Below are 19,698 nucleotides of genomic sequence, written 5' to 3' on the forward strand. Positions count from 1 at the left end.
GCTCCTTGCGTGCTGGGCCACCCGAGTTGGTGACACCCCAGAAGCTATCGGGCACCCCGGACATGACCTGGGAAACCTAGTCCATGTGTTCGATCGCACACATAAACTACACGGGTGTCATTTACGACGCCGCCACACCCACCACGTCAGACCGACGAGGACCGCGGCCAACACACCCGGCCACAGCGCGGGTTCGGGCGCGAAGAGGTTGGCCACCGCCTGCACCAGGGAGAGGAACGCGAAAAAGCCGAGGAAACCGAGCAGGGTCTCATGCTGCAGCTCGCGCCGCTGACCCCGCCCGGAATCGCTCGGCTCCGGGTTCGACATCGTCTACGCCTTCACACCGCCGGCGGTGAGGCCGGAGACGATACGGCGCTGGAAGATCAGCACCATGATGATGAGCGGCACGGTGACGAGGGCACCCGCGGCCATGATGGAGGCGTAGGGGTACTCGAAGGCGCTCGGCCCGGAGAAACGGGCGATGGCCACGGTGACGGGCTCGGTGGCGGTCGTCGACAGCTGGCGGGCGAGCATGAACTCGTTCCAGGTGGCGATGAACGCCAGGATCGCCGTGGTGAACAGGGCGGGTGCGGCCAGGGGGAGCAGGACCAGGCGGAAGGCCTGACCGCGGGAGGCGCCGTCGACACGCGCGGCCTCCTCGAGCTCCCACGGCAGCTGTCGGAAGAAGGAGACCAGCGTGTAGATGGTCAGCGGCAGGGCGAAGGAGATGTTCGGGATGATCATCGCCCGGTAGGTGCCGATCCACCCCAGGTCACCGAAGAGCTGGAACAGCGGGGTGACCAGCGCGATGCCCGGGAACATGGAGGCGGCGAGGATGATGCCGGTGACCAGGCCCTTGCCCGGGAAGTTGAGGCGGGCGAGGGCGTAGGCGGTGAACACGCCGACGAGGACGGCGAGCGACGTCGTCGCGATCGAGATGAGCAGTGAGTTGCCGATCGCCCCGAGGAAGTCGTTGCCCTTGTCGGTGGCCAGGGCGTCCTGGAAGTTCTCCAGGGTGACGTGCGTGGGCCACGGGGTGGTGTCGAAGGTGTAGCGCTTGTCGCGTAGCGCGACGATGACCATCCAGTAGAAGGGCGCCAGGCCCCAGAACATGATGAACAGCACTCCCAGGTAGTGCCACAGCGTTGCGCGTCTCATGCCACGACCTCCTCTTCCTTCATCTTCACCTGTTGACGCTTCTTCACTCCCGGGACCTTCCGGCCCTTGACGCCGCGCTGCCCGGACACGTCCGCCCCGAGGAAGCGGATCATGATGAACGCCACGGCGAAGATGAGCAGGAAGATGAGCGTCGACAGGGCGGAGGCGGAGTTGAAGTTGTTCTGCCGCATGTCCTCGACCACCAGCTGGGAGATGGTGGCGGTGGGGGAGTTGGAGGACGCGGAGATCATGATGACCGGCAGGTCGTACATGCGCAGCGCGTCGAGGGTGCGGAACAGGACCGCCACCATGAGGGCGGGCTTCACCAGCGGCATGGTGATCTGCCAGAACTGCTGCCAGCGGGAGGCGCCGTCGACACGCGCGGCCTCGTAGACGTCCTTGGGGATCATCTGCAGCCCGGCGAGGATGAGCAGCGCCATGAAGGGCGCCGTCTTCCACACGTCGGCGATGATGACGGCGGAGCGCGCCGCCCAGGGGTCCGTCGTCCACGAGATGCTCGTGTCGAACAACGAGTTGACGATGCCGCGGTCGGCGAAAATGAACTGCCACAGCTTCGCGGTGACGGCGGTGGGGATGGCCCACGGGATGAGCACGGCGGCGCGGACCAGACCACGGCCGCGGAACTCGCGGTTCATCACCAGCGCCATGAACATGCCCAGGATGGTCTCCAGGGTGACGGTCACCACCGTGAAGAATAGGGTGATCCGCACGGCCGGCCAGAAGTCGGTGGCCAGGACACCCGGGGGGCACGTCGAGACGTTTCCGGAGGGGGACATGCACCGGTTGGACAGCCAGTACAGGTAGTGGTCGAAGCCGGCGAAGCCACCCTCGACGAAGAGACCCGTGGTCGGGTCGAGGGATCTGTCCGCCTGGAAGGACAGGAAGACCGCGCGGAGGATCGGGTAGCCGATGACGATGGCCAGGACGATGAGCGCGGGGGCGATCAGCCAGGCCGCCGAGCGGGCCTGACCGGCACGTGTGTTCATGTGCGGCTCCTTCGGATAAGTGTTACATCCCACAGAACCACAAAAGACCCGCCCGAGGGGGCAGGTCTTAGCGGTGTTGCTTATCGACGCTTACGCAGTCGCTTAGTTGGAGGCCTGCTCGATGGCTGCCTTCATGTCGGCGGTGGCATCGTCGACGGACTTACCGGCGGTCAGGGCAGCGTAGGCGTTGTCCTGGATCGCCTTGGAGATGGCGGTGTAGAACGGGGAGACCGGACGCGGGGCGGCGTTCTCCAGGGACTCCTTGAGGGCCGGCAGGTACGGGAACTGCTCGACCAGGGCCTCGTCCTCGTAGATGGAGGCGAGGACCGGCGGGAAGGAGGCCTCGGCGAAGGAGGTCTGGTTCTCCTCGTTGATGATGAACTGGATGAAGTCGAGAGCGGTGAGCTTGTTCTCGGAGTTGATATTGATGCCGTTGTTGTAGCCACCCAGGGTGGAGACACCGACACCGTCCTGGCCGACCAGCGGCTGGACCTCGAAGTTGTCCGCGACCTCGGAGGTCTCGCCCTCCGCGTTGGTGAACATGTACGGCCAGTTGATGGCGTAGGCGGTTTCGCCACCGACGAAGGCCAGGTTGGTCTCCTCCTCCGTGGCGGAGGTGGAGGCGGAGGCGATGGTGCCGTTCTCGTAGGCGTCGACCAGTGCCTGCAGGCCTGCCTTGGCCTCGTCGGAGTCGACGGTGACCTCACCGGCGTCGTCGAGGACGGAGCCGCCCCAGCCCTCCATGAAGCCGACGGTGTTGACGGTCAGGCCCTCGTACTGCTTGAGCTGCAGGGTGAGGCAGTCGCTCTCGATGTCGGCGCAGGACGCCTCGAGCTCGGCCCAGTTGGTCGGGGCCTCCGGGATGATCTCGGTGTTGCGGAACAGCAGCTGGCCGTTGGTGTTCTGCGGCAGAGCGTAGAGGGTGCCGTTGTAGGTGGCGGAGTCGACGGTGGACTGTAGCAGGTCGGAGGTGTCGACCTCGAGGTCACCGGTCAGCGGGGCCAGCCACTCGTTGGCGGCGAAGTCGGCGGTCCAGATGACGTCGAGAGCCATGACGTCGTAGTCGGAGTTGCCGGCCTGCAGGGACTGGACCAGGGTCTCACGCTGAGCGTCGGCCTCACCGGCGAGCTCGGAGAGGGTGACCTCCTCGTCCGGGTGCTCCGCGTTCCACTTCTCGATGATCGGGATGATCTTGTCGGTGTCGTTCTTGCCCATGGCGAAGGTGATCGGGCCGCGACCCTCCTCGGAGTCCGAGGCCGCCTCGGTGGCGGTGGTGGTGTCCGTGGCGGTCGCGGTGTCGGTGGCCGTGGTGGTCTCGTCGGTGCCGCCGTCGTCGGCGCAACCTGCGAGAACCACGGTGGAGACGATGGCGAGGGCAGCCAGGGAACGGCCCGGACGCTTCAGTGCGATGTTCATCTGTGATTCACCTTTCAGGAACTATGTGTGCCCCCAAATGTAGTGATTCAGGTAATACCTCCGGCCGCATTTGGCCTGGATCACCCCCTGCCGGGGGGGGGAATCAGAGTCGATTCCCGGAGGACGGATCGAAGCGGTGGGCCTGCGCCGGATCGAAGGCGAACGTCACCGGCGCACCGCGCGGCGGCACGTCCTGCTCGGCCAGCCGGGCGACGAGGCGGACCCCCTCGCTGGAGGCGTAGACGTAGGACTCTGACCCGAGCTCCTCGACGAGGTCGACGATGCCCTCACGGCTCACCCAGCCGTCGGGAACCTGCCCGTCGGCGACCACGCGCATCGCCTCCGGGCGCACGCCGAGGGTCAGGCCGTCGCCGGGGAAGAGGTTCATGGAGGGGGAGCCGATGAAGCCGGCGACGAACTCGTTGACCGGGGCGTCGTACAGCTCGCGTGGGGGAGCTACCTGCTGGAGGATGCCGTCCTTGAGCACCGCCACGCGGTCGCCCATCGTCATGGCCTCGACCTGATCATGGGTGACGTACACGGTGGTGGTTCCCAGGCGACGCTGCAGGGCGGCCAGCTCGGCGCGGGTCTGCACGCGCAGCTTGGCGTCGAGGTTCGACAGCGGCTCATCCATGAGGAACACCTTGGGGTCACGCACGATCGCGCGGCCCATGGCCACGCGCTGGCGCTGACCGCCGGACAGGTCCTTCGGCTTGCGGTCGAGGAACTCCTCGAGGCCCAGCATCTCCGCCGCGTTCTGCACCCGCTGCCTGATCTCGCTCTGCGGCATCTTCGCCAGCTTGAGGGCGAAACCCATGTTCTTCGCGACGCTTAGGTGCGGGTACAGGGCGTAGTTCTGGAAGACCATCGCGATGTCCCGGTCGCCCGGCTCCACGCCGGTGACGTCCTTGCCGTCGATGAGCAGGTGTCCGGAATCCACCGGCTCCAGCCCCGCCAGGGCGCGGAGCGTCGTCGACTTACCGCAGCCCGAGGGGCCCACCAGCACGAGAAACTCGCCGTCCGCGATCTCCAGATCCAGGTCCTGGACGGTCGGGCGCTCAGCACCGGGGTAGCGGATGGACACCTTGTCGAATGTGACCGTTGCCATGTGTGAACGATAACACCGTGACTGCCTGCGGCGGCGTCGATAAGCGCGGGTCAGGGTGATCGCCGGTACGTTCGCCTCTTCCGGAGGTCCGGAAAACCCACTATGTACCGGCGATCTCCCTCCGGCCCCCGACTACAGCCGCACGGTCACCTTCTCGGCGGCCGCGATCTCCGCGAGGCGCTCCGCGTCGACCATGCCGGCGACGACCACGGCGGATCCCCCGGCCGAGAGCGGCTCCAGAACGGAGCGGACGAGGCCGTCCTCGGAGGTCCACCCGGTGGAGAGGACGCGCTCGGGGCCACCGGCGGCGACGACGACGTCGATGAGCGCGGGGGCGGGGCCGTAGAAGTCGTCGCCGTAGAAGCGGACGGTGGGGCCGAAGTCGACGGCGCCGGCGGGCAGCTGGCCGCCGGATTCGACGACTCCGCGGCCAAAGGGGTCGTCGGTGACCAGGACGATGTCACGCCCCTGCCCGGTCCACCGCTCGAAGGAGTCGGGGGAGGTGAAGACGACGTCCCCGTCGCCGTCGAAGCCCCACTCCACCTCGGCGGCCAGCGCCCCGAGGGTGATGGCGACGGACTGCCAGCTCACGGGCAGATCGATGACGATGCGGGAGGTGGTGTCGAGGTCGAGTTCCTCGAGCAGCATGTTGCCGACCTTCGCTGCCCAGTTGTCCAGCGTCAGGGCCGAGAAGTCGAGTCGGGCGCCGGTGGATTCGTTGTAGACGGTCAGGCGCGGCGCGGAGGGATCGGTCCGAAGCAGGTGTGCGAGAAGCTCCATGCCGCCCCATCGTAGGCAGATGGCGACATCAATGCTCGTGTAAGTGCCCACGCAAAATCAGTTTCGCGTAAATTAGGGGACAGCCCTGCTCCAAAAAGTGCAGACAACTAACCGGAAAGCTTCCTCGTGCCCGACCCCGCGCCCCGCACCATCAGCATCGTCATCCCGTGCCTCAATGATGCGCATCTGCTGCGCCGTTGCCTGGCCTCGCTCCATGCCCAGGAGACACCGGCCGACGAGATCATCGTGGTGGACAACGGGTCGACGGATGACACGGCGGCCGTCGCGGCGCAGACCGGGGCCCGCGTCATCACCGAACCGCGCCGCGGCATCACCTGGGCCACGCACGCCGGTTTCGACGCGGCGGAAGGCGACATCCTCGCGCGTGTCGACGCCGACGTACATGCCCCCGCGGACTACCTCACCCGTCTTCACGCCGCGTGGGACGCCGCGGACCGCTCCCCGGGGCGTCGGGTGGTCGGGGTGACCGGCGTCGCGCGGTTCGAACTGCCCGGGTGGCGGGGGGACCTGGCCAGCGCCACCTACCTGTCCGCCTACCGCCGTTCCGTCGGGTCGGCCCTGGGGCACCACCCGCTGTTCGGCACCAACTACTCCGTGCGCCGCGACTGGTGGCAGACGATCCGGCCCCGCCTCGACTCGGCGGACACGTTCTCTCACGAGGACATGCAGATGTCCTTCGAGGTCCGCCCCGATGAGACGGTGTGGTATCAGCCGGACCTCACGCTCGACATGGACGCCCGCCCGCTCCACGGCGCGCGCCAGACCGTCCGGCGTTTCCACCGCGGGATGCACACGATCCTCCGGGCGTGGCGGTACCATCCACCCCATCGGCGCCTGGCGGCCCGCGGACTGCTCGGCGAACGAATGAAGGAGGTGCTGGCATGACCCTCCAGGAACGGGTGAACGCGAGCATGGCGTTGTTGAACGACTACGTGGCGTCGATAAGCACGGTCGCACCGGCCTCCTCGCCGCTGCTGGACCACGCCTACCGGGGAGTGTCCACGTTCGCGCTGGGCGGGAAGCACCTGCGCGCCCGGCTCGTGCACATCGCCGCCGGGCAGGTGACCGGGGTGCAACTGGAGGCGGCGACCGTGTTCGGGGCGTGCGTCGACATGATGCACGGGGCGTTCCTCATCCACGACGACATCATCGACCGGGACGACACCCGCCGCGGCCACCCCACCGTGCACGCCGCCGTCCGGGACGAGTTCGGCGACGCCCATCTGGGAACGTCGATAGCCATCACCACCGGTGACCTGGGGCTCAACAGCGCGATCGGCATCCTCATCGACTCCCGCCTGGACGACACCCTCGTGCGGGACGCTCTGCGCATCCTCAACGCCGCCGCGCAGCAGACCATCGTCGGGGAGGTCCTCGACATCGCGCACTCCATCAGCGACCCGGATCCGGAGCTCGTGCGTCTGAGCAACCACCTCAAGACCGCCGACTACAGTTTCGGGGCCCCGCTCAAGCTCGGCGCGCTGGCGGCCGGCCGGGACCCGGCTCCGATGGAACCCATCGCCCGCGAGCTGGGGCGTGCCTACCAGGCCGCCGACGACATCGCCGGGACAGTCGGGCAGAGCGTGGAAACCGGCAAACTCGCCGGTGGGGACGTCCTCCACGGTCGCGCGACGCTCATGACCATGCGCATGGAGGACGGTGCGGACGCTGACCCGCTGCGCCTGGCCGAGATCATCGCCGATGTGGTGGGGGAGGGCCAGGCCCATCTGGACGTGGCGCGTACGCTCATCGACAAGGCTGTGCTGGAGCCCGGGATCCGGGAGGATCTGCACGAGGTGACCGACCGGATCGAAGGGATGCTGCGTACCTATGCCTGAGTTCGACTACCTCAACCGCTATGACCGGATGGCCGTCAAGGCCGCGCACAAGGTCATCTCCTCGTACTCGACGAGTTTCTCCCTGGCCACGGGACTGCTGTCGCCGAGCGTGCGCCGCGACATCCGCAACCTTTACGCCATGGTGCGCATCGCCGACGAGATCGTCGACGGCACCGTCGAGGCCGCGGGTGCCAGTCACCGCGAATGCGAGCAGGTTCTCGACGACTACGAGGCCGCCGTTCTCGCCGCCCCCGCGCAGCGTTTCCACGTCGACCCGGTCCTCCACGCCTACGCCCAGACCGCGCGGCGCTGTGACTTCGACCCCGCCCACGTGCGCGCGTTCTTCGCCTCCATGCGCCGCGACCTCACCCAGTCCAGCCACGACCAGGGCAGTTTCGACGAGTACGTCTACGGATCCGCCGAGGTCATCGGCCTGCTGTGCCTGCAGGCCTTCCTCGTCGATCACCCGGTGACGGACGCGGAGCGGCGGCGTCTGGAGGCCGGAGCCCGCTCCCTGGGGTCGGCGTTCCAGAAGGTCAACTTCCTCCGCGATCTCCGCGAGGACGCCGGCGTGCTGGGCCGCAGCTACTTCCCCGGCGTCGACATCACCTCGCTCACGGAGGACGACAAGTCCCGGCTCGTCGCCGAGATCAGAGGTGAGCTTGCCGACGCCGCGGCCGTCATCCCCCTCCTCCCGCCGACGGCGCGCGCCGGGGTCCTCGCCGCGACCAACCTGTTCGCCGAGCTCAACGAGCGTATCGACGCCACCCCCGCCGCCGAACTGGCCCGGCGGCGGATCAGCGTTCCCCGTCGCACCAAGGCCGCCATCCTCGCGAAAGCCGTGGCCCGCTCCTCCCGTATGAAAGAAGGACGATCATGACCCGGACCGCACTGGTCATCGGAGCCGGCGTCGCCGGCCTGGCCACCGCCGCCCTGCTGGGCAAGGAGGGGTACGAGGTGACCGTCGTCGAGAAGCTCGACACCGTCGGCGGACGCGCCGGGGACCTCACCGTCGAGGAGTTCCCCGGCTTCCGCTGGGACACCGGCCCCTCCTGGTACCTCATGCCCGACGCGTTCGAGCACTTCTTCCGACTGCTGGGGACGACCAGCGAGGAACAGCTCGACCTCGTCGACCTCACCCCCGCCTACCGGGTGTTCCCCGAGCGTGGCGCGCCCGTCGACGTGCCCAGCGGAGTCGACGAGGCCGCGGAGCTCTTCGAGTCGATCGAGCCCGGGGCGGGGCAGCGGCTGCGGGACTACCTCGACAGCGCCGGCGACTCCTACCGGATCGCCCTCGACCGCTTCCTCTACACGACGTTCTCCGCGTTGAAGCCGCTCGTCCACCGCGACGTGCTCACCCGGGCGGGGACGCTCGGGCGGCTGCTCACGGGCTCGCTGCAGGACTTCGTTGACAAGCGCTTCCATGACACCCGCCTGCGTCAGATCCTCACCTACCCGGCGGTGTTCCTCTCCTCACGCCCGGAGTCCACTCCGGCCCTCTACCACCTCATGAGCCACACCGACCTGGTGCAGGGCGTGCGGTACCCGGTCGGCGGTTTCACCTCCGTCGTCGAGTCCTTCCACCGACTGGCTCTGGAACAGGGGGTGCAGTTCCGGATGAACACGCAGGTCACGGCGATTACGGCCGTCGATAAGCGGGCGACCGGGCTGCGCGTGCGCACCGCCGAGGGGCTGCTCGAGGAGCTGAGCGCCGACATCGTCGTCTCCGGCGCGGACCTCCACCACACCGAGACCCGGCTCCTGCCGGCAGAGCTGCGGACCTACCCGGAGAAGTACTTCGCCAAGCGCGACCCCGGCATCGGCACGGTGCTGGTCATGCTCGGCGTGACGGGACGCCTGCCGCAGTTCGTGCACCACAACCTGCTGTTCAGCGAGGACTGGTCCACCGACTTCGCCGCCGTCTTCGACGGCCCGCAACCGGAACGCCCGCTCGACGCCTCCCAGTCGATCTACGTGTCCATGCCCTCCGCCACCGAGGAGGGGGTCGCGCCGCCGGACCACGAGAATCTTTTCGTCCTCGTGCCCGTGCGTGCCGACGCCTCCCTCGGCCACGGCAGCCTGTTCCGCGGATCCGGTACCCCGGCCGTCGAGGCCATCGCCGACGCCGCCGTCGACCAGATCGCCGCGTGGGCCGGCATCCCCGATCTGGCGGAGCGCATCGTCACCCGCCACACCGTCGGCCCCGCCGATTTCGCCGAGCGCTACCACGCCTGGAGCGGCGGTTCGATCGGTCCGGCGCACACGCTCAGGCAGTCCGCGTTCCTCCGCGGCCGCAACGTCTCCGGGAAGGTGGCGGGGCTCTATTACGCGGGCGCGACGACCGTACCCGGGGTTGGTGTGCCGATGTGCCTCATCTCCGCGGAGAACGTCATCAAGCGGTTGCGGGGCGACTCGAGCCCCGGTCCTCTGCCGGAGGTGGGTGCGTGAGCTTCGCGTATCTGACCATTCTGCTCGTGACCCTGGGCTGCATGGTCCTGTGCGACTGGCGGTGGCGCCTCGCCTTCTTCCACGACGCCCGCCGCGCCGCACTCCTCTCAGTGGTGGTGGTCGGGGCATTCCTCGTGTGGGACGCCCTGGGCATCGTCACCGGATCGTTCTATCGCGGTGCCTCCGACTACATGACGGGCATCGAACTCGCCCCCGAGATGCCGATCGAGGAGCCGATCTTCCTGTTCTTCCTCACCTACCTCACCATCAACCTCACCTCCGGTGCGCGCCTGCTTCTCGACGCCCGCGCCAGGCAGGTGAGTGCATGACCTACCTGCTCATCAGCGTCCCGTTTCTCATCCTCGGTGCGGCCGTCGCCTGGTGGCGCCGCGGTGCGGTGCCCCGCCAGTGGGCCGTCACCGGCCTGGTCATGGCCGTCCTGCTGGTGCTCACCGCCATCTTCGACAACGTGATGATCTGGGCGGAGCTCGTCGGCTACGGCGAGGAGCAGCGCCTGGGCCTCCAGCTGGGCCTGGTGCCCATCGAGGATTTCTTCTACCCCGTCTTCGCCGCGCTGGTCATCCCCGCGTTGTGGCTGGGGAAGGGGCGTCGATGAGCATGCTGCGCGGTATCCTCGCCGCCTCCCGTCCCATCAGCTGGGTGAACACCGCCTTCCCCTACGGACTGGCGTACCTGCTGGTGGGCGGCGGCCTCGACTGGCTGTTCTGGGTCGGTGTCGTCTTCTTCCTCATCCCGTACAACATCGCGATGTACGGGATCAACGACGTCTTCGACTACGAGTCCGACATCCGCAACCCCCGCAAGGGCGGCGTGGAAGGAGCGGTGCTGCCGAAGTCCATGCACGCCCCGCTCCTGTGGGCCTCGGCGCTGACGACGCTGCCCTTCCTCATCGTCATGTACGCCTCCGGCACGTGGCAGTCGGCGTTCTGGCTGACGCTCTCCATGGCTGCGGTGGTGGCCTATTCGGCGCCGCCGATGCGCTTCAAGGAACGCCCGGTGCTCGATTCGGTCACCTCCTCCGCGCACTTCGTCACCCCCGCGATCGTCGGCGCGACGATCCGGGTGGGGGAGCTGCCCGGCTATTTCTGGGTCGCCGTCGGTGCGTTCTTCCTGTGGGGCATGGCCAGCCACGCGCTCGGGGCCGTGCAGGACGTCAAGGCCGACCGCGAGGGTGACCTCTCGTCGATAGCCACCGCCTTCGGCGCCCGCTCGACCACCCGCCTGGCTGCCGGCGCCTATCTGGTGGCCGCGCTGCTGCTTTTCCTGCTGCCCGCCCCGGGGTGGATCGTCGGCATCGCCGGACTGGGATATGTGGCGAACACCCTGCGCTTCCGGAACATCACCGACGACACCTGCGAGAGTGTCAACCGCGCCTGGCGGGTGTTCCTGTGGCTCAACTATCTCGTCGGCGCGATCGTCACGGTGTCTCTGGCGACGGTGTATCTCTAGGGGCCCGTGGGAGGAACTCCACCGCGGTTCGGCCACTTACGGGTGGTTCAAACACCCCCTAAGTGGCCGAACCGCGGTGCACTCGCCGGGCTCTTTCAGGGGTGGTTTTCGGAAATCGTGGCAGGGGTCACGTGAACCGGACATCATGGGGGCACCGAGCCCTCAACGCTGTGACCTGAAAGGACCCGCCATGCAGCCGACCTCCGACCACCCCTACTCGATGGCCAAGCGCGCCGGCGACTTCATCTTCGTCTCCGGGGCCCTGTCCGTGGACAGGGACTACCAGCCGGTGGAGGGCCGCAGAGAGGCCCTCGCGGCCGCGTTGGAGCGCATGACCGAGCGCCTGGCCACCGCGGGAGGCGAACTCAAGGACCTGGTCAAGCTCACCTACTTCGTCACCGACATCACCCTGCGGGAGGAGGCCAACGAGCAGTTCTCCGAGCACTTCGCGCAGGCCCGCCCGGCCCGGACCTTCCTCGAGGCCTCGCGCCTGCCTTACGGCGCGACGGTGGAAATCGACGCGATCGCGTACGTGGGGGAGTAGCGGGCTAGTTCACACAGCGCGGACCGTTGCCGCCGGCGTCGATCTCCGGGGCGACCTCGGCCTCACCGAAGTCGGAACCCGGGGTGCCCACGGTCTCGCTCTCGGGGGTCTCCTCACCGGCACCCACACCGGCGCCGGTCGACGGGCCGAAGGAGGAGTCACCGACGAGGGAGGCGTCGCCGAGGGGGCCGGTCCAGTCGTCGTGGGTGACCACGATGAGGGTGTCGGCGTCGAGGCCGGCGTTCTCGGTGACCTCGAGGCCGCCGAGGGCCTCGGCGAGCGCCAGGGCGTCGGGGTCGGTGGCGTCGGCGGCGACGACCTGGGAGACGGTGTAAATGCCGGGCAGGGCGTTGGTGACCTCGACGACCTCGTAGCCCTCCTCGTTGAGCCAGCCGCCGACGTTGCCGGCGAGGCCGGTGGTCACACCCGCGTTGAGGACGTGGATCTCCGTGCCCTCGAGCTTCGCCGCGGGGGCCTCCTCGACGACCTCGCCGTCCTCGCCCTCAGAGCCCTCCGTGCCTTCCGCAGGGGCGTCCTTGTCGCCGAGCAGATCGTCCATGAAGGCGTGCACGGTGGGGACGTCGACGGTGACGATGGACTCGCCGTAGTCGCCGACGCCGTCGATGGAGGTCACCGGGATGGTGTTGAAGACGACGTTGCCGCCGGCGAGGTTGGCCAGCTGGGTGGCGAAGGACATGATGTCCCAGTTGTCGTCGATGACGACGGAGCGCTCGACGGCGGTGCCCATGTCGGAGAGCTTGGTGGGGTTGGTCAGGGTGCCGGCGGCCAGCACCTTGTTCACGAGGGAGGCCATGTAGGCCTGCTGGCGGACGATGCGGTCGAGGTCGCCGCGGGGCAGGCCGTGGCGCTGGCGGACGAAGGCGAGTGCCTGGGCACCGTCGAGGGTCTGCACGCCGGCGTGGAAGTCGGCGCCGGAGAACTCGTCCTGGACATCATTGTTGAGGCACACGTCGACACCGCCGACGGCGTCGGTGAGCAGGACGAAGCCGAAGAGTCCGATCTCGGCGTAGTGGTCGACCTCGACGCCGGTGAGGTCGGAGACGGCACCGATGAGTCCCTGGCGGCCGGCCTCGATGCCCATCTTCTCCACCTGCTGCTCACCGGAGGCCCCACCCTCGATGAGCTCGCCCACCTTGGCGGACTTGTGGGCGGAGAAGACGCCGTTGATCTTCATGTTCCCGTGCTCGGGATCGGCGACGTAGGTGTCGCGGGGGATGGAGATGGCGGTGGCCGAGGAACCGTCGTTGGGCACGCGGATGACCATGATGGTGTCGGTGTTCTCCTCACCGTCGTCGACACCCGCGCGCAGGCGCTCGAGCTCCTCGTCGGACAGCGGGTTGCCCTGGGCGTCGGTACGAGAATCGGAGCCGACGAGCAGAATGTCGGTCGCGCCGTCCTCGGCCTTGCCCTTGAGCCCCTGACCACCGCCGAGGGTGAGGTTGCCGGCGGAGGCGACGTCGGAGCCCAGGCGGCCGACGGCGAAATAGCCCAGGCCGGAGAGCATGAGGGTCAGTACGGACAAGATCGCCAGGATCGTCTTCACCGGCGCGGGGCCGTACTGGCGCGCCGAAGACGCGGCGCTCGGGGCAGCCTGGATGTCGCGCACGCGGCGATACTTGTCACTCACGGGGCCTAAGTCTAGGTCATCGGGAGTGGCGCAGCGGTCGCGTGACAACGAATCCCACTATGCTCAACGCATTGTGACCACCTCGCAGACAGCTCCGGTCGCCGTCATCACGGTGACCTACTCCCCGGGACGCCACCTCCGGGCCTTCCTCGACAGCCTGCCCGGCGCCACCACCAGGGGCGTCCATGTCGTGCTGGCCGACAACGGATCGACGGACGGGGTGCCGGAGAAGGCGGCGTCGACAAGCGATTCCGTCGAGTACCTGCCCACCGGCGGCAACCTCGGCTACGGCACCGGCATGAATGTCGGGGCCCGCCATCTGCGGCCCGCCCGGGACGCCGGTGACATCGACGCGCAGTACCTGCTGCTGAGCAACCCCGATGTCGTGTTCGGCGAGGGTTCCGTCGACGCGATGATCGCCTGCATGGAGCGGCATCCCGACGCCGCCGCCGTGGGCCCCCGGATCGTCGAGCCGGACGGCACGATCTACCCCAGTGCCCGCGCCGTGCCGACGCTGCGCAACGGCATCGGCCACGCCCTGTTCGGCCAGATCTGGCCGTCGAACCCGTGGACCCGCTCCTACCAGGACAACGCCGACATGGGCTCGGAGCGGGCGGCCGGCTGGCTGTCCGGATCGTGCCTGCTCGTGCGTTGGGACGCCTTCGACGCCGTCGGCGGTTTCGACGAGCGTTACTTCATGTACATGGAGGACGTCGACCTCGGCGACCGGTTCACACGCGCCGGGTTCCGTAACATCTACTGCCCCTCGGCCGAGATCACCCACGCCAAGGGGCATGTCGCGGGCAAGCACGCCGACGCCATGCTGCCCGCACACCACGAGTCGGCCTACCGCTTCCAGGCGGACCGCCTGCCACACTGGTGGCAGGCGCCCCTGCGGGGGCTCATCCGGGGTGGCCTGAAGGCCCGGAGTGCCATCGCCGTCGCCCGGGCCCGCACCAACCGAAAGGACCTGCATGTCTGATCGCACCGTCGACCCCTCGCGTACCGACGCCGTCATCCTCGTCGGCGGCCGCGGCACCCGCCTGCGCCCGCTGACCGTCAACACGCCGAAGCCGATGCTGCCGACGGCCGGGTACCCCTTCCTCCAGCACCTGCTGGCCCGCATCAAGGCCGCCGGCATCACCCACGTCGTCCTGGGCACCTCCTACCGGGCGGAGGTCTTCGAGGAGTACTTCGGGGACGGTTCCGACATGGGCCTGGAGATCGAGTACGTCGTCGAGGAGGAGGCGCTGGGCACCGGCGGTGGCATCCGCAACGTCTACGACAAGCTACGCAACGACACCGTCATGGTGTTCAACGGCGACGTCCTCGGCGGCACCGACCTGCGGGCCATCCTCACCACCCACGCGGAGAAGGAGGCGGACGTCACGATGCACCTCGTCCGCGTCCCCGACCCGCGCGCCTTCGGCTGCGTCCCCACCTCGGAGGACGGCCGTGTGCTCGAGTTCCTGGAGAAGACCGAGGACCCGCCGACCGACCAGATCAACGCCGGCTGTTATGTCTTCCGCCGCGAGATCATCGAGGAGATCCCCGCCGGGCGCGTCGTCTCGGTCGAGCGGGAGACCTTCCCTAAGCTCCTCGAGGAGGGCCGTCGCGTCTACGGCCACGTCGACTACGCGTACTGGCGTGACATGGGCCGCCCGGACGACTTCGTCCGCGGCTCCTCCGACCTGGTGCGTGGTATCGCCCATTCTCCGCTGCTGGAGGGTCGCACCGGTGAGTCGCTTGTCGACGAGACGGCGGGCGTCGCCGCCGGCACCATCCTGGTCGGTGGCACGTGGGTCGGCCGCGGCTCCGAGATCGGGGCGGGGTGCCGTCTCGACGACACGGTGGTCTTCGACGGCGTCACCATCGAGCCGGGTGCGGTCATCCGGGACTCCATCATCGCCTCCGGCGCGCGGATCGGGGCGAACGCCCGGATCACGGGCTGTGTCATCGGGGAGGGCGCGCAGATCGGTGCGCGGTGTGAGCTGGAGAGCGGCATGCGGGTCTGGCCAGGTGTGATCATCCCGGACAATGGAGTGCGTTTCTCCTCGGATGCGTGACGACACGCCGATAACGGGCTGAGATTCCTGTCAGTTGTTGCCAGGGATCGGACCCGCCACTACATGTCGTACCCCCGATGTTCACCCCCTGGCAGATTCGCCTGTTGCTGGTGTGACTCGTGTGAATCGGTGCCTGCGGAAACGTGCATTGCGGGGATATTCCCACCTTTTTCGGTTGACGACATTTAGTGATCGCGTGTGTAATCACATCAGTGTTAGAAACAGCACAACCAACCACCGATCGGAGAAGGGGGACACCGTGGAAGACATGGCTAACGGGGCCGTTCTCCGTGGAGGAGTGGCCAGCATCAACGGATCGGCTGCAGAGATGAGTCTCGACGAACTCTTCGGGGCAGTGGAGCAGGAGTGGCAGGACCAGGCACTCTGCGCCCAGACCGACCCGGAGGCGTTCTTCCCGGAGAAGGGCGGCTCCACCCGCGAGGCCAAGCGCATCTGCCAGGCCTGCGCGGTCCGCGACGACTGCCTCGAGTACGCACTCGAGCACGACGAGCGCTTCGGCATCTGGGGCGGGCTCTCCGACCGTGAGCGCCGCCGCCTGAAGAAGCAGATCGGCTAGCTCACGCGTTCACCCGGCGACCCTGCGGGGTCGCTTTCGTGATTCCCGCCTCTCGACGCCCTAGAACTGGAAGTCCGGGTCGATGTCACGCGGGTCGAGGTTGAGATACTGCGCGACGAGCGCGGTGAGGATGCCGGTGAGCAGTTCCTCGCGCTCCTGCGGATTGGCGCAACGCTGCTCGATGGGCATGCGGAAGAGGACGAGGCGCGCGCGGGTGGGGCGCCCCTGGGCGTCGATGCCCGCGGGGATGACACGGCCGAGGGGGACGGGGCCGTCGGCGACGATCTCGTCGGGCAGGATGGTGTCGGAACGCAGGCGCATGCGGGGCACGGTGTCCACCGCGATGTCGAGGTGGGCCAGCTGCCCGGGGTAGGAGTGCTGGATGGGGGCGTAGGCCTCGAGGACGGCGACGTCGAAGGATTCTCCGCGGGTGCGGTAGCGGGGCGCCTCCATGGGGAGGAGGGGGCCGCGCAGCCCGCGGCCGCGGCGGTCGCGGAACGTCCTGGTGTGCATGCCAGAGATCTTAGGCAGCGCGCCGGCCGGACAGGTCGCGGCGCGCGGGGGTACCAGATTCTCAAGGAAGGGTTTAGACTTGGTGGCCGTGAGCCAGTTCCGACGTTGTTCCCGCCCGGGTTGCGGCAAGCCTGCCGTCGCCACCATGACGTACGCCTACGCCGAGTCGACCGCCGTCGTGGGACCGCTGGCGCCCGCCGCCGAGCCCCACAGCTGGGACCTGTGCGACCATCACGCGGAGAAGATCACCGCCCCCCTGGGCTGGGAGATGCTGCGCGTCAACCACATCGACATCGACGATGATGAGGATCTCACCGCCCTGGCCGAGGCCGTGCGGGAGGCCGGCCGCGTGACCAGCGGCCTCGTGGACTCCGCCGGGCCGGAGCTCAACCCGGACGATCCGGCCGACCCGGAGACGTCCCCGCATCCCGTGCACCGCGCCCGTCGTGTCTACGACGAGAAGCAGCGCCGCCGGGCGCACCTGCGCATCATCAACACCGAGGATGCGGCCACCGAATCCTGAGCGGGCAGGGGTATCATCGGGCCCCATGACCAAGCGCACCCGTGAAGATGTGTCCCGCGTGATCAAGGCCTATGACGTCCGTGGCGTCGTCGGCGAGGAGATCACCCCTGAGTTCATCCGGGACACCGGAGCAGCCTTCGCCCGCCTCCTGCGGGAGGAGGGGGAGACGGCCGTGGCGATCGGCCACGACATGCGCCCCTCCTCCCCGGAGCTCGCCGCCGCGTTCTCCACGGGAGCCCGGGAGCAGGGCCTCGACGTCATCATGCTGGGCCTGACCTCCACGGATCAGCTCTACTTCGCCTCCGGCACACTGCGGTGCGCCGGCGCGATGTTCACCGCCTCCCACAACCCGGCCCAGTACAACGGCATCAAGCTGTGCCGCTCCGGCGCGCGCCCGGTGTCCCAGGACACGGGTCTGCGGGAGATCACCGACATGCTTGTCGACGGTGTGCCGGCCCACGAGGGTGAGGCGGGCGTCGAGAAGCAGCAGGACTGCCTCGAGGTCTACGGCGAGTACCTGCGCGACCTCGTCGACCTGCACAGCATCCGCCCGCTCGTCGTGGCGGTCGACGCCGCGAACGGCATGGGCGGGCACACCGTCCCAGAGGTGTTCAAGGGGCTGCCGCTCGACGTGCGCGCGCTGTACTTCGAGCTCGACGGCACGTTCCCCAACCATGAGGCCAACCCGCTCGACCCGGAGAACCTCCGGGACCTGCAGAAATTCGTCGTGGAGCAGAAGGCGGACATCGGCCTGGCCTTCGACGGCGACGCCGACCGCTGCTTCGTCATCGACGAGAACGGTGACCCGGTGAGCCCCTCGGCGATCACTGCGATCGTCGCGAAGCGTTACCTGCAGGAGAATGAGGGGGCGACGATCATCCACAACCTCATCACCTCCCGCTCGGTGCCCGAGATCATCGCCGAGAACGGCGGCACCGCGGTGCGCACCCGCGTGGGCCACTCCTTCATCAAGGCGACGATGGCCGAGACCGGCGCCGTCTTCGGCGGCGAGCACTCCGCGCACTACTACTTCACCGAGTTCTTCAACGCCGACTCCGGCATCCTCGCCGCCATGCACGTCCTCGCGGCGCTGGGCTCGCAGGACAAGCCGTTGTCGCAGATGATGGCCGAGTACGAGCGCTACGAGGCCTCCGGCGAGATCAACTCCACCGTCGCCGACCAGGCCGCCAGCACGCAGGCCGTGCTCGACGCCTTCGCCGACCGCACGGCCTCCGTCGACGAACTCGACGGCGTCACCGTCGACCTCAAGGACTCGAAGGCGTGGTTCAACGTCCGCGCCTCCAACACCGAACCGCTCCTGCGCCTCAACGTCGAGGCCCCCACGCGGGCCGAGGTGGAGGATCTCGTCGCCGAGATCCTCGCCGTCATCCGCGCCTGAGCGCCCGCTTGAGGTCGCGCTTGAGGCGCTCCCGCGGCCCGGCCGGGTAGATCTCCTCGGCCAGGGCCGTCGCCGCTTCCCGACGCCCCGTCGCATCCGCCACGCCCTCCCCGGGCCGGGTCGGCTCCTCCAGCGTGGTCACCGGCCAGCCGGACCCCACCGAGGAGTGCTTCACCTCGTAGTAGTCGCCGTCGTGGGCGGAGACGGCGATCCCGCGCGCCCCGCGGGCCGCCGCGATGAGATGCGGGTGGAAGCGGGTGGAGATCCACGTCTGCCCCGCCCGCGCCGGCAGGCCGTGCGCCCACAGTTCGTCGAAGGCGACGAAACGCGCGCCCTCCATGAGTTCCGGGTCGAGACGGCACATGGCGTCCCACACCAGCCAGTCGCCGCCCGGAATGCACTCGATGAAGGCGAGGTCATCGCCCGTCGTGCTCCACTCGCGCAGCTGTCGGACGATCCGCTGCGCCAGCTCCTCGACGGGGATGCCCAGCAGGTCCGACTGCGCGGCCACCACCGTGCCACGCAGGCGGGCGTCCTCCGGCCCGTGGCCGAGGCCGTTGGCGGCCAGGGGATCGGCGGCGGCCAGCCAGGAATCGTCCTGACCGGCCTGCGCCGGCGCGAACTCCAGGGAGGGGGTGTCGCGGACGGTGACGGTGTCGAACAGTGACCACCAGTGCTCCAGCTCCCCGGCTATGGCGTGCCCCGGGTGCAGACCCTGGCCGGTGGCCACCCGCCGCGCGCCCTCCCCGCCGATCGAGGCGGCCGCGGCGATGACCCGGATGTGCTGCGGCCATAGGTCCGTCACCCAACCGCCGCCCAGGACGTGCACCACGTCCGCCGACTTCGCCAGGTTGAGCCCCGTGATGAGGCGGGGGCTGCGGGTCGGATCGGCGACGGCGGTCGCCACGTCGGCGGCGGTCTCGCACTCGTTGACCAGCCGCCACAGCGTGTCGGTGACGGTGAGGTCCGGGTGCATGTTGTGGTGCAGCACGGCGGCGACACCGGGGGAGTGGCAGTCGAGGATGACACGGGCACGGGGGCGTCGATAAGCGATGTCCCGCAGCCACGCGGAGACGATGAACTCATCGCCGAAGTTAGGGTGCCCTGCGGGGGCGATCAGGTAGATGACGTCCGACATGCCCCCCATGGTGGCACACAGGGTGCTCACAGAGCATGGGCACT

General features: G+C 68.5%; 22 protein-coding genes. 13 read left to right on the top strand and 9 right to left on the bottom strand.

Going from position 1 to position 19,698, the window contains the following annotated elements; genetic code table 11:
- Nucleotides 1-117: 117 nt before the first annotated feature.
- The 6 genes from B9Y70_RS07025 to B9Y70_RS07050 form a co-directional block, all read right to left on the bottom strand.
- Nucleotides 118-327, bottom strand: a complete 210-nt coding sequence (locus B9Y70_RS07025; protein WP_085549555.1) for a hypothetical protein — start codon at nucleotides 325-327, stop codon at nucleotides 118-120.
- Between the two features lie 3 nt (nucleotides 328-330).
- Nucleotides 331-1,158: a carbohydrate ABC transporter permease gene (locus tag B9Y70_RS07030; RefSeq protein WP_085549556.1), complete on the bottom strand. Its 828-nt coding sequence runs from the start codon at nucleotides 1,156-1,158 to the stop codon at nucleotides 331-333.
- Nucleotides 1,155-2,165 carry a carbohydrate ABC transporter permease gene (locus tag B9Y70_RS07035; RefSeq protein WP_085549557.1) on the bottom strand — a complete coding sequence of 337 codons (1,011 nt, stop codon included), beginning with the start codon at nucleotides 2,163-2,165 and terminating at the stop codon, nucleotides 1,155-1,157. Before B9Y70_RS07035 ends, B9Y70_RS07030 begins: the two co-directional genes overlap by 4 nt.
- A 102-nt stretch (nucleotides 2,166-2,267) precedes the next feature.
- A complete protein-coding gene (locus B9Y70_RS07040; protein WP_085549558.1) occupies nucleotides 2,268-3,581 on the bottom strand; it encodes an ABC transporter substrate-binding protein in 1,314 nt (437 codons plus the stop codon).
- A 103-nt stretch (nucleotides 3,582-3,684) separates the two neighbouring features.
- The gene (locus tag B9Y70_RS07045) at nucleotides 3,685-4,689 is read right to left on the bottom strand and encodes an ABC transporter ATP-binding protein (RefSeq protein ID WP_085549559.1); all 1,005 of its coding nucleotides are present in this window, start codon (nucleotides 4,687-4,689) and stop codon (nucleotides 3,685-3,687) included.
- Nucleotides 4,690-4,821: 132 nt separating this feature from the next.
- Complete coding sequence (locus B9Y70_RS07050; RefSeq protein WP_085549560.1) at nucleotides 4,822-5,469, bottom strand: TIGR03089 family protein; 648 nt, start codon at nucleotides 5,467-5,469, stop codon at nucleotides 4,822-4,824.
- Between the two features lie 126 nt (nucleotides 5,470-5,595).
- On the opposite strand from B9Y70_RS07050, the gene B9Y70_RS07055 reads away from it, so the two are divergent.
- From B9Y70_RS07055 to B9Y70_RS07090, 8 genes are all read left to right on the top strand, one after another.
- The gene (locus tag B9Y70_RS07055) at nucleotides 5,596-6,375 is read left to right on the top strand and encodes a glycosyltransferase family 2 protein (RefSeq protein WP_085549561.1); all 780 of its coding nucleotides are present in this window, start codon (nucleotides 5,596-5,598) and stop codon (nucleotides 6,373-6,375) included.
- Nucleotides 6,372-7,328 (top strand): polyprenyl synthetase family protein, encoded by a 957-nt coding sequence (locus B9Y70_RS07060; RefSeq protein WP_085549562.1) that lies wholly within the window; start codon nucleotides 6,372-6,374, stop codon nucleotides 7,326-7,328. Before B9Y70_RS07055 ends, B9Y70_RS07060 begins: the two co-directional genes overlap by 4 nt.
- Complete coding sequence (locus B9Y70_RS07065) at nucleotides 7,321-8,208, top strand: phytoene/squalene synthase family protein (RefSeq protein WP_085549563.1); 888 nt, start codon at nucleotides 7,321-7,323, stop codon at nucleotides 8,206-8,208. The genes B9Y70_RS07060 and B9Y70_RS07065 overlap by 8 nt, the downstream gene beginning before the upstream one ends.
- The gene (crtI, locus tag B9Y70_RS07070) at nucleotides 8,205-9,776 is read left to right on the top strand and encodes a phytoene desaturase family protein (protein ID WP_085549564.1); all 1,572 of its coding nucleotides are present in this window, start codon (nucleotides 8,205-8,207) and stop codon (nucleotides 9,774-9,776) included. The genes B9Y70_RS07065 and crtI overlap by 4 nt, the downstream gene beginning before the upstream one ends.
- Nucleotides 9,773-10,105, top strand: coding sequence for a lycopene cyclase domain-containing protein (locus B9Y70_RS07075; RefSeq protein ID WP_085549565.1), 333 nt, complete (start codon nucleotides 9,773-9,775; stop codon nucleotides 10,103-10,105). The genes crtI and B9Y70_RS07075 overlap by 4 nt, the downstream gene beginning before the upstream one ends.
- Nucleotides 10,102-10,392, top strand: coding sequence for a lycopene cyclase domain-containing protein (locus tag B9Y70_RS07080; RefSeq protein ID WP_085549566.1), 291 nt, complete (start codon nucleotides 10,102-10,104; stop codon nucleotides 10,390-10,392). The genes B9Y70_RS07075 and B9Y70_RS07080 overlap by 4 nt, the downstream gene beginning before the upstream one ends.
- Nucleotides 10,389-11,246 (top strand): prenyltransferase, encoded by an 858-nt coding sequence (locus B9Y70_RS07085; protein WP_085549567.1) that lies wholly within the window; start codon nucleotides 10,389-10,391, stop codon nucleotides 11,244-11,246. Before B9Y70_RS07080 ends, B9Y70_RS07085 begins: the two co-directional genes overlap by 4 nt.
- Before the next feature lie 190 nt (nucleotides 11,247-11,436).
- Entirely contained in the window at nucleotides 11,437-11,790 is a 354-nt protein-coding gene (locus tag B9Y70_RS07090; RefSeq protein WP_085549568.1) for a RidA family protein, read from the top strand.
- Nucleotides 11,791-11,794: 4 nt separating this feature from the next.
- On the opposite strand, the gene B9Y70_RS07095 is transcribed toward B9Y70_RS07090, so the two are convergent.
- Nucleotides 11,795-13,438, bottom strand: coding sequence for an LCP family protein (locus B9Y70_RS07095; protein WP_085549569.1), 1,644 nt, complete (start codon nucleotides 13,436-13,438; stop codon nucleotides 11,795-11,797).
- Nucleotides 13,439-13,508: 70 nt separating this feature from the next.
- On the opposite strand from B9Y70_RS07095, the gene B9Y70_RS07100 reads away from it, so the two are divergent.
- The 3 genes from B9Y70_RS07100 (at nucleotide 13,509) to B9Y70_RS07110 (ending at nucleotide 16,081) form a co-directional block, all read left to right on the top strand.
- Nucleotides 13,509-14,420, top strand: a complete 912-nt coding sequence (locus tag B9Y70_RS07100) for a glycosyltransferase family 2 protein (RefSeq protein ID WP_420838440.1) — start codon at nucleotides 13,509-13,511, stop codon at nucleotides 14,418-14,420.
- On the top strand, nucleotides 14,413-15,504 hold the full coding sequence (gene manB / locus B9Y70_RS07105; RefSeq protein ID WP_085549570.1) for a mannose-1-phosphate guanylyltransferase: 1,092 nt from the start codon (nucleotides 14,413-14,415) through the stop codon (nucleotides 15,502-15,504). The genes B9Y70_RS07100 and manB overlap by 8 nt, the downstream gene beginning before the upstream one ends.
- 259 nt (nucleotides 15,505-15,763) lie before the next feature.
- A complete protein-coding gene (locus B9Y70_RS07110) occupies nucleotides 15,764-16,081 on the top strand; it encodes a WhiB family transcriptional regulator (protein WP_085549571.1) in 318 nt (105 codons plus the stop codon).
- Between the two features lie 60 nt (nucleotides 16,082-16,141).
- On the opposite strand, the gene B9Y70_RS07115 is transcribed toward B9Y70_RS07110, so the two are convergent.
- Complete coding sequence (locus B9Y70_RS07115; protein WP_085549572.1) at nucleotides 16,142-16,594, bottom strand: metallopeptidase family protein; 453 nt, start codon at nucleotides 16,592-16,594, stop codon at nucleotides 16,142-16,144.
- Between the two features lie 88 nt (nucleotides 16,595-16,682).
- On the opposite strand from B9Y70_RS07115, the gene B9Y70_RS07120 reads away from it, so the two are divergent.
- Both B9Y70_RS07120 and B9Y70_RS07125 read left to right on the top strand, forming a co-directional pair.
- Nucleotides 16,683-17,117, top strand: coding sequence for a DUF3499 domain-containing protein (locus B9Y70_RS07120; protein ID WP_205410423.1), 435 nt, complete (start codon nucleotides 16,683-16,685; stop codon nucleotides 17,115-17,117).
- 25 nt (nucleotides 17,118-17,142) lie between these two features.
- A complete protein-coding gene (locus tag B9Y70_RS07125; RefSeq protein ID WP_085549574.1) occupies nucleotides 17,143-18,516 on the top strand; it encodes a phosphomannomutase/phosphoglucomutase in 1,374 nt (457 codons plus the stop codon).
- On the opposite strand, the gene B9Y70_RS07130 is transcribed toward B9Y70_RS07125, so the two are convergent.
- Nucleotides 18,503-19,654 carry a polysaccharide pyruvyl transferase family protein gene (locus B9Y70_RS07130; protein ID WP_240309162.1) on the bottom strand — a complete coding sequence of 384 codons (1,152 nt, stop codon included), beginning with the start codon at nucleotides 19,652-19,654 and terminating at the stop codon, nucleotides 18,503-18,505. The two genes, B9Y70_RS07125 and B9Y70_RS07130, sit on opposite strands and share 14 nt — an antisense overlap.
- Between the last annotated feature and the right edge of the window lie 44 nt (nucleotides 19,655-19,698).

Origin of the sequence: Corynebacterium pollutisoli (assembly GCF_900177745.1) — a bacterium.
GTDB lineage: Bacteria > Actinomycetota > Actinomycetes > Mycobacteriales > Mycobacteriaceae > Corynebacterium > Corynebacterium pollutisoli.

Coding starts and splice junctions, on each gene's coding strand:
- B9Y70_RS07080 (WP_085549566.1), top strand. CDS start 10,102: ATGACCTACCTGCTCATCAGCGTCCCGTTTCTCATCCTCGGTGCGGCC.
- B9Y70_RS07045 (WP_085549559.1), bottom strand. CDS start 4,689: ATGGCAACGGTCACATTCGACAAGGTGTCCATCCGCTACCCCGGTGCT.
- B9Y70_RS07060 (WP_085549562.1), top strand. CDS start 6,372: ATGACCCTCCAGGAACGGGTGAACGCGAGCATGGCGTTGTTGAACGAC.
- B9Y70_RS07050 (WP_085549560.1), bottom strand. CDS start 5,469: ATGGAGCTTCTCGCACACCTGCTTCGGACCGATCCCTCCGCGCCGCGC.
- B9Y70_RS07085 (WP_085549567.1), top strand. CDS start 10,389: ATGAGCATGCTGCGCGGTATCCTCGCCGCCTCCCGTCCCATCAGCTGG.
- B9Y70_RS07025 (WP_085549555.1), bottom strand. CDS start 327: ATGTCGAACCCGGAGCCGAGCGATTCCGGGCGGGGTCAGCGGCGCGAG.
- crtI (WP_085549564.1), top strand. CDS start 8,205: ATGACCCGGACCGCACTGGTCATCGGAGCCGGCGTCGCCGGCCTGGCC.
- B9Y70_RS07130 (WP_240309162.1), bottom strand. CDS start 19,654: ATGTCGGACGTCATCTACCTGATCGCCCCCGCAGGGCACCCTAACTTC.
- manB (WP_085549570.1), top strand. CDS start 14,413: ATGTCTGATCGCACCGTCGACCCCTCGCGTACCGACGCCGTCATCCTC.
- B9Y70_RS07115 (WP_085549572.1), bottom strand. CDS start 16,594: ATGCACACCAGGACGTTCCGCGACCGCCGCGGCCGCGGGCTGCGCGGC.
- B9Y70_RS07125 (WP_085549574.1), top strand. CDS start 17,143: ATGACCAAGCGCACCCGTGAAGATGTGTCCCGCGTGATCAAGGCCTAT.
- B9Y70_RS07040 (WP_085549558.1), bottom strand. CDS start 3,581: ATGAACATCGCACTGAAGCGTCCGGGCCGTTCCCTGGCTGCCCTCGCC.
- B9Y70_RS07030 (WP_085549556.1), bottom strand. CDS start 1,158: ATGAGACGCGCAACGCTGTGGCACTACCTGGGAGTGCTGTTCATCATG.
- B9Y70_RS07090 (WP_085549568.1), top strand. CDS start 11,437: ATGCAGCCGACCTCCGACCACCCCTACTCGATGGCCAAGCGCGCCGGC.
- B9Y70_RS07065 (WP_085549563.1), top strand. CDS start 7,321: ATGCCTGAGTTCGACTACCTCAACCGCTATGACCGGATGGCCGTCAAG.
- B9Y70_RS07035 (WP_085549557.1), bottom strand. CDS start 2,165: ATGAACACACGTGCCGGTCAGGCCCGCTCGGCGGCCTGGCTGATCGCC.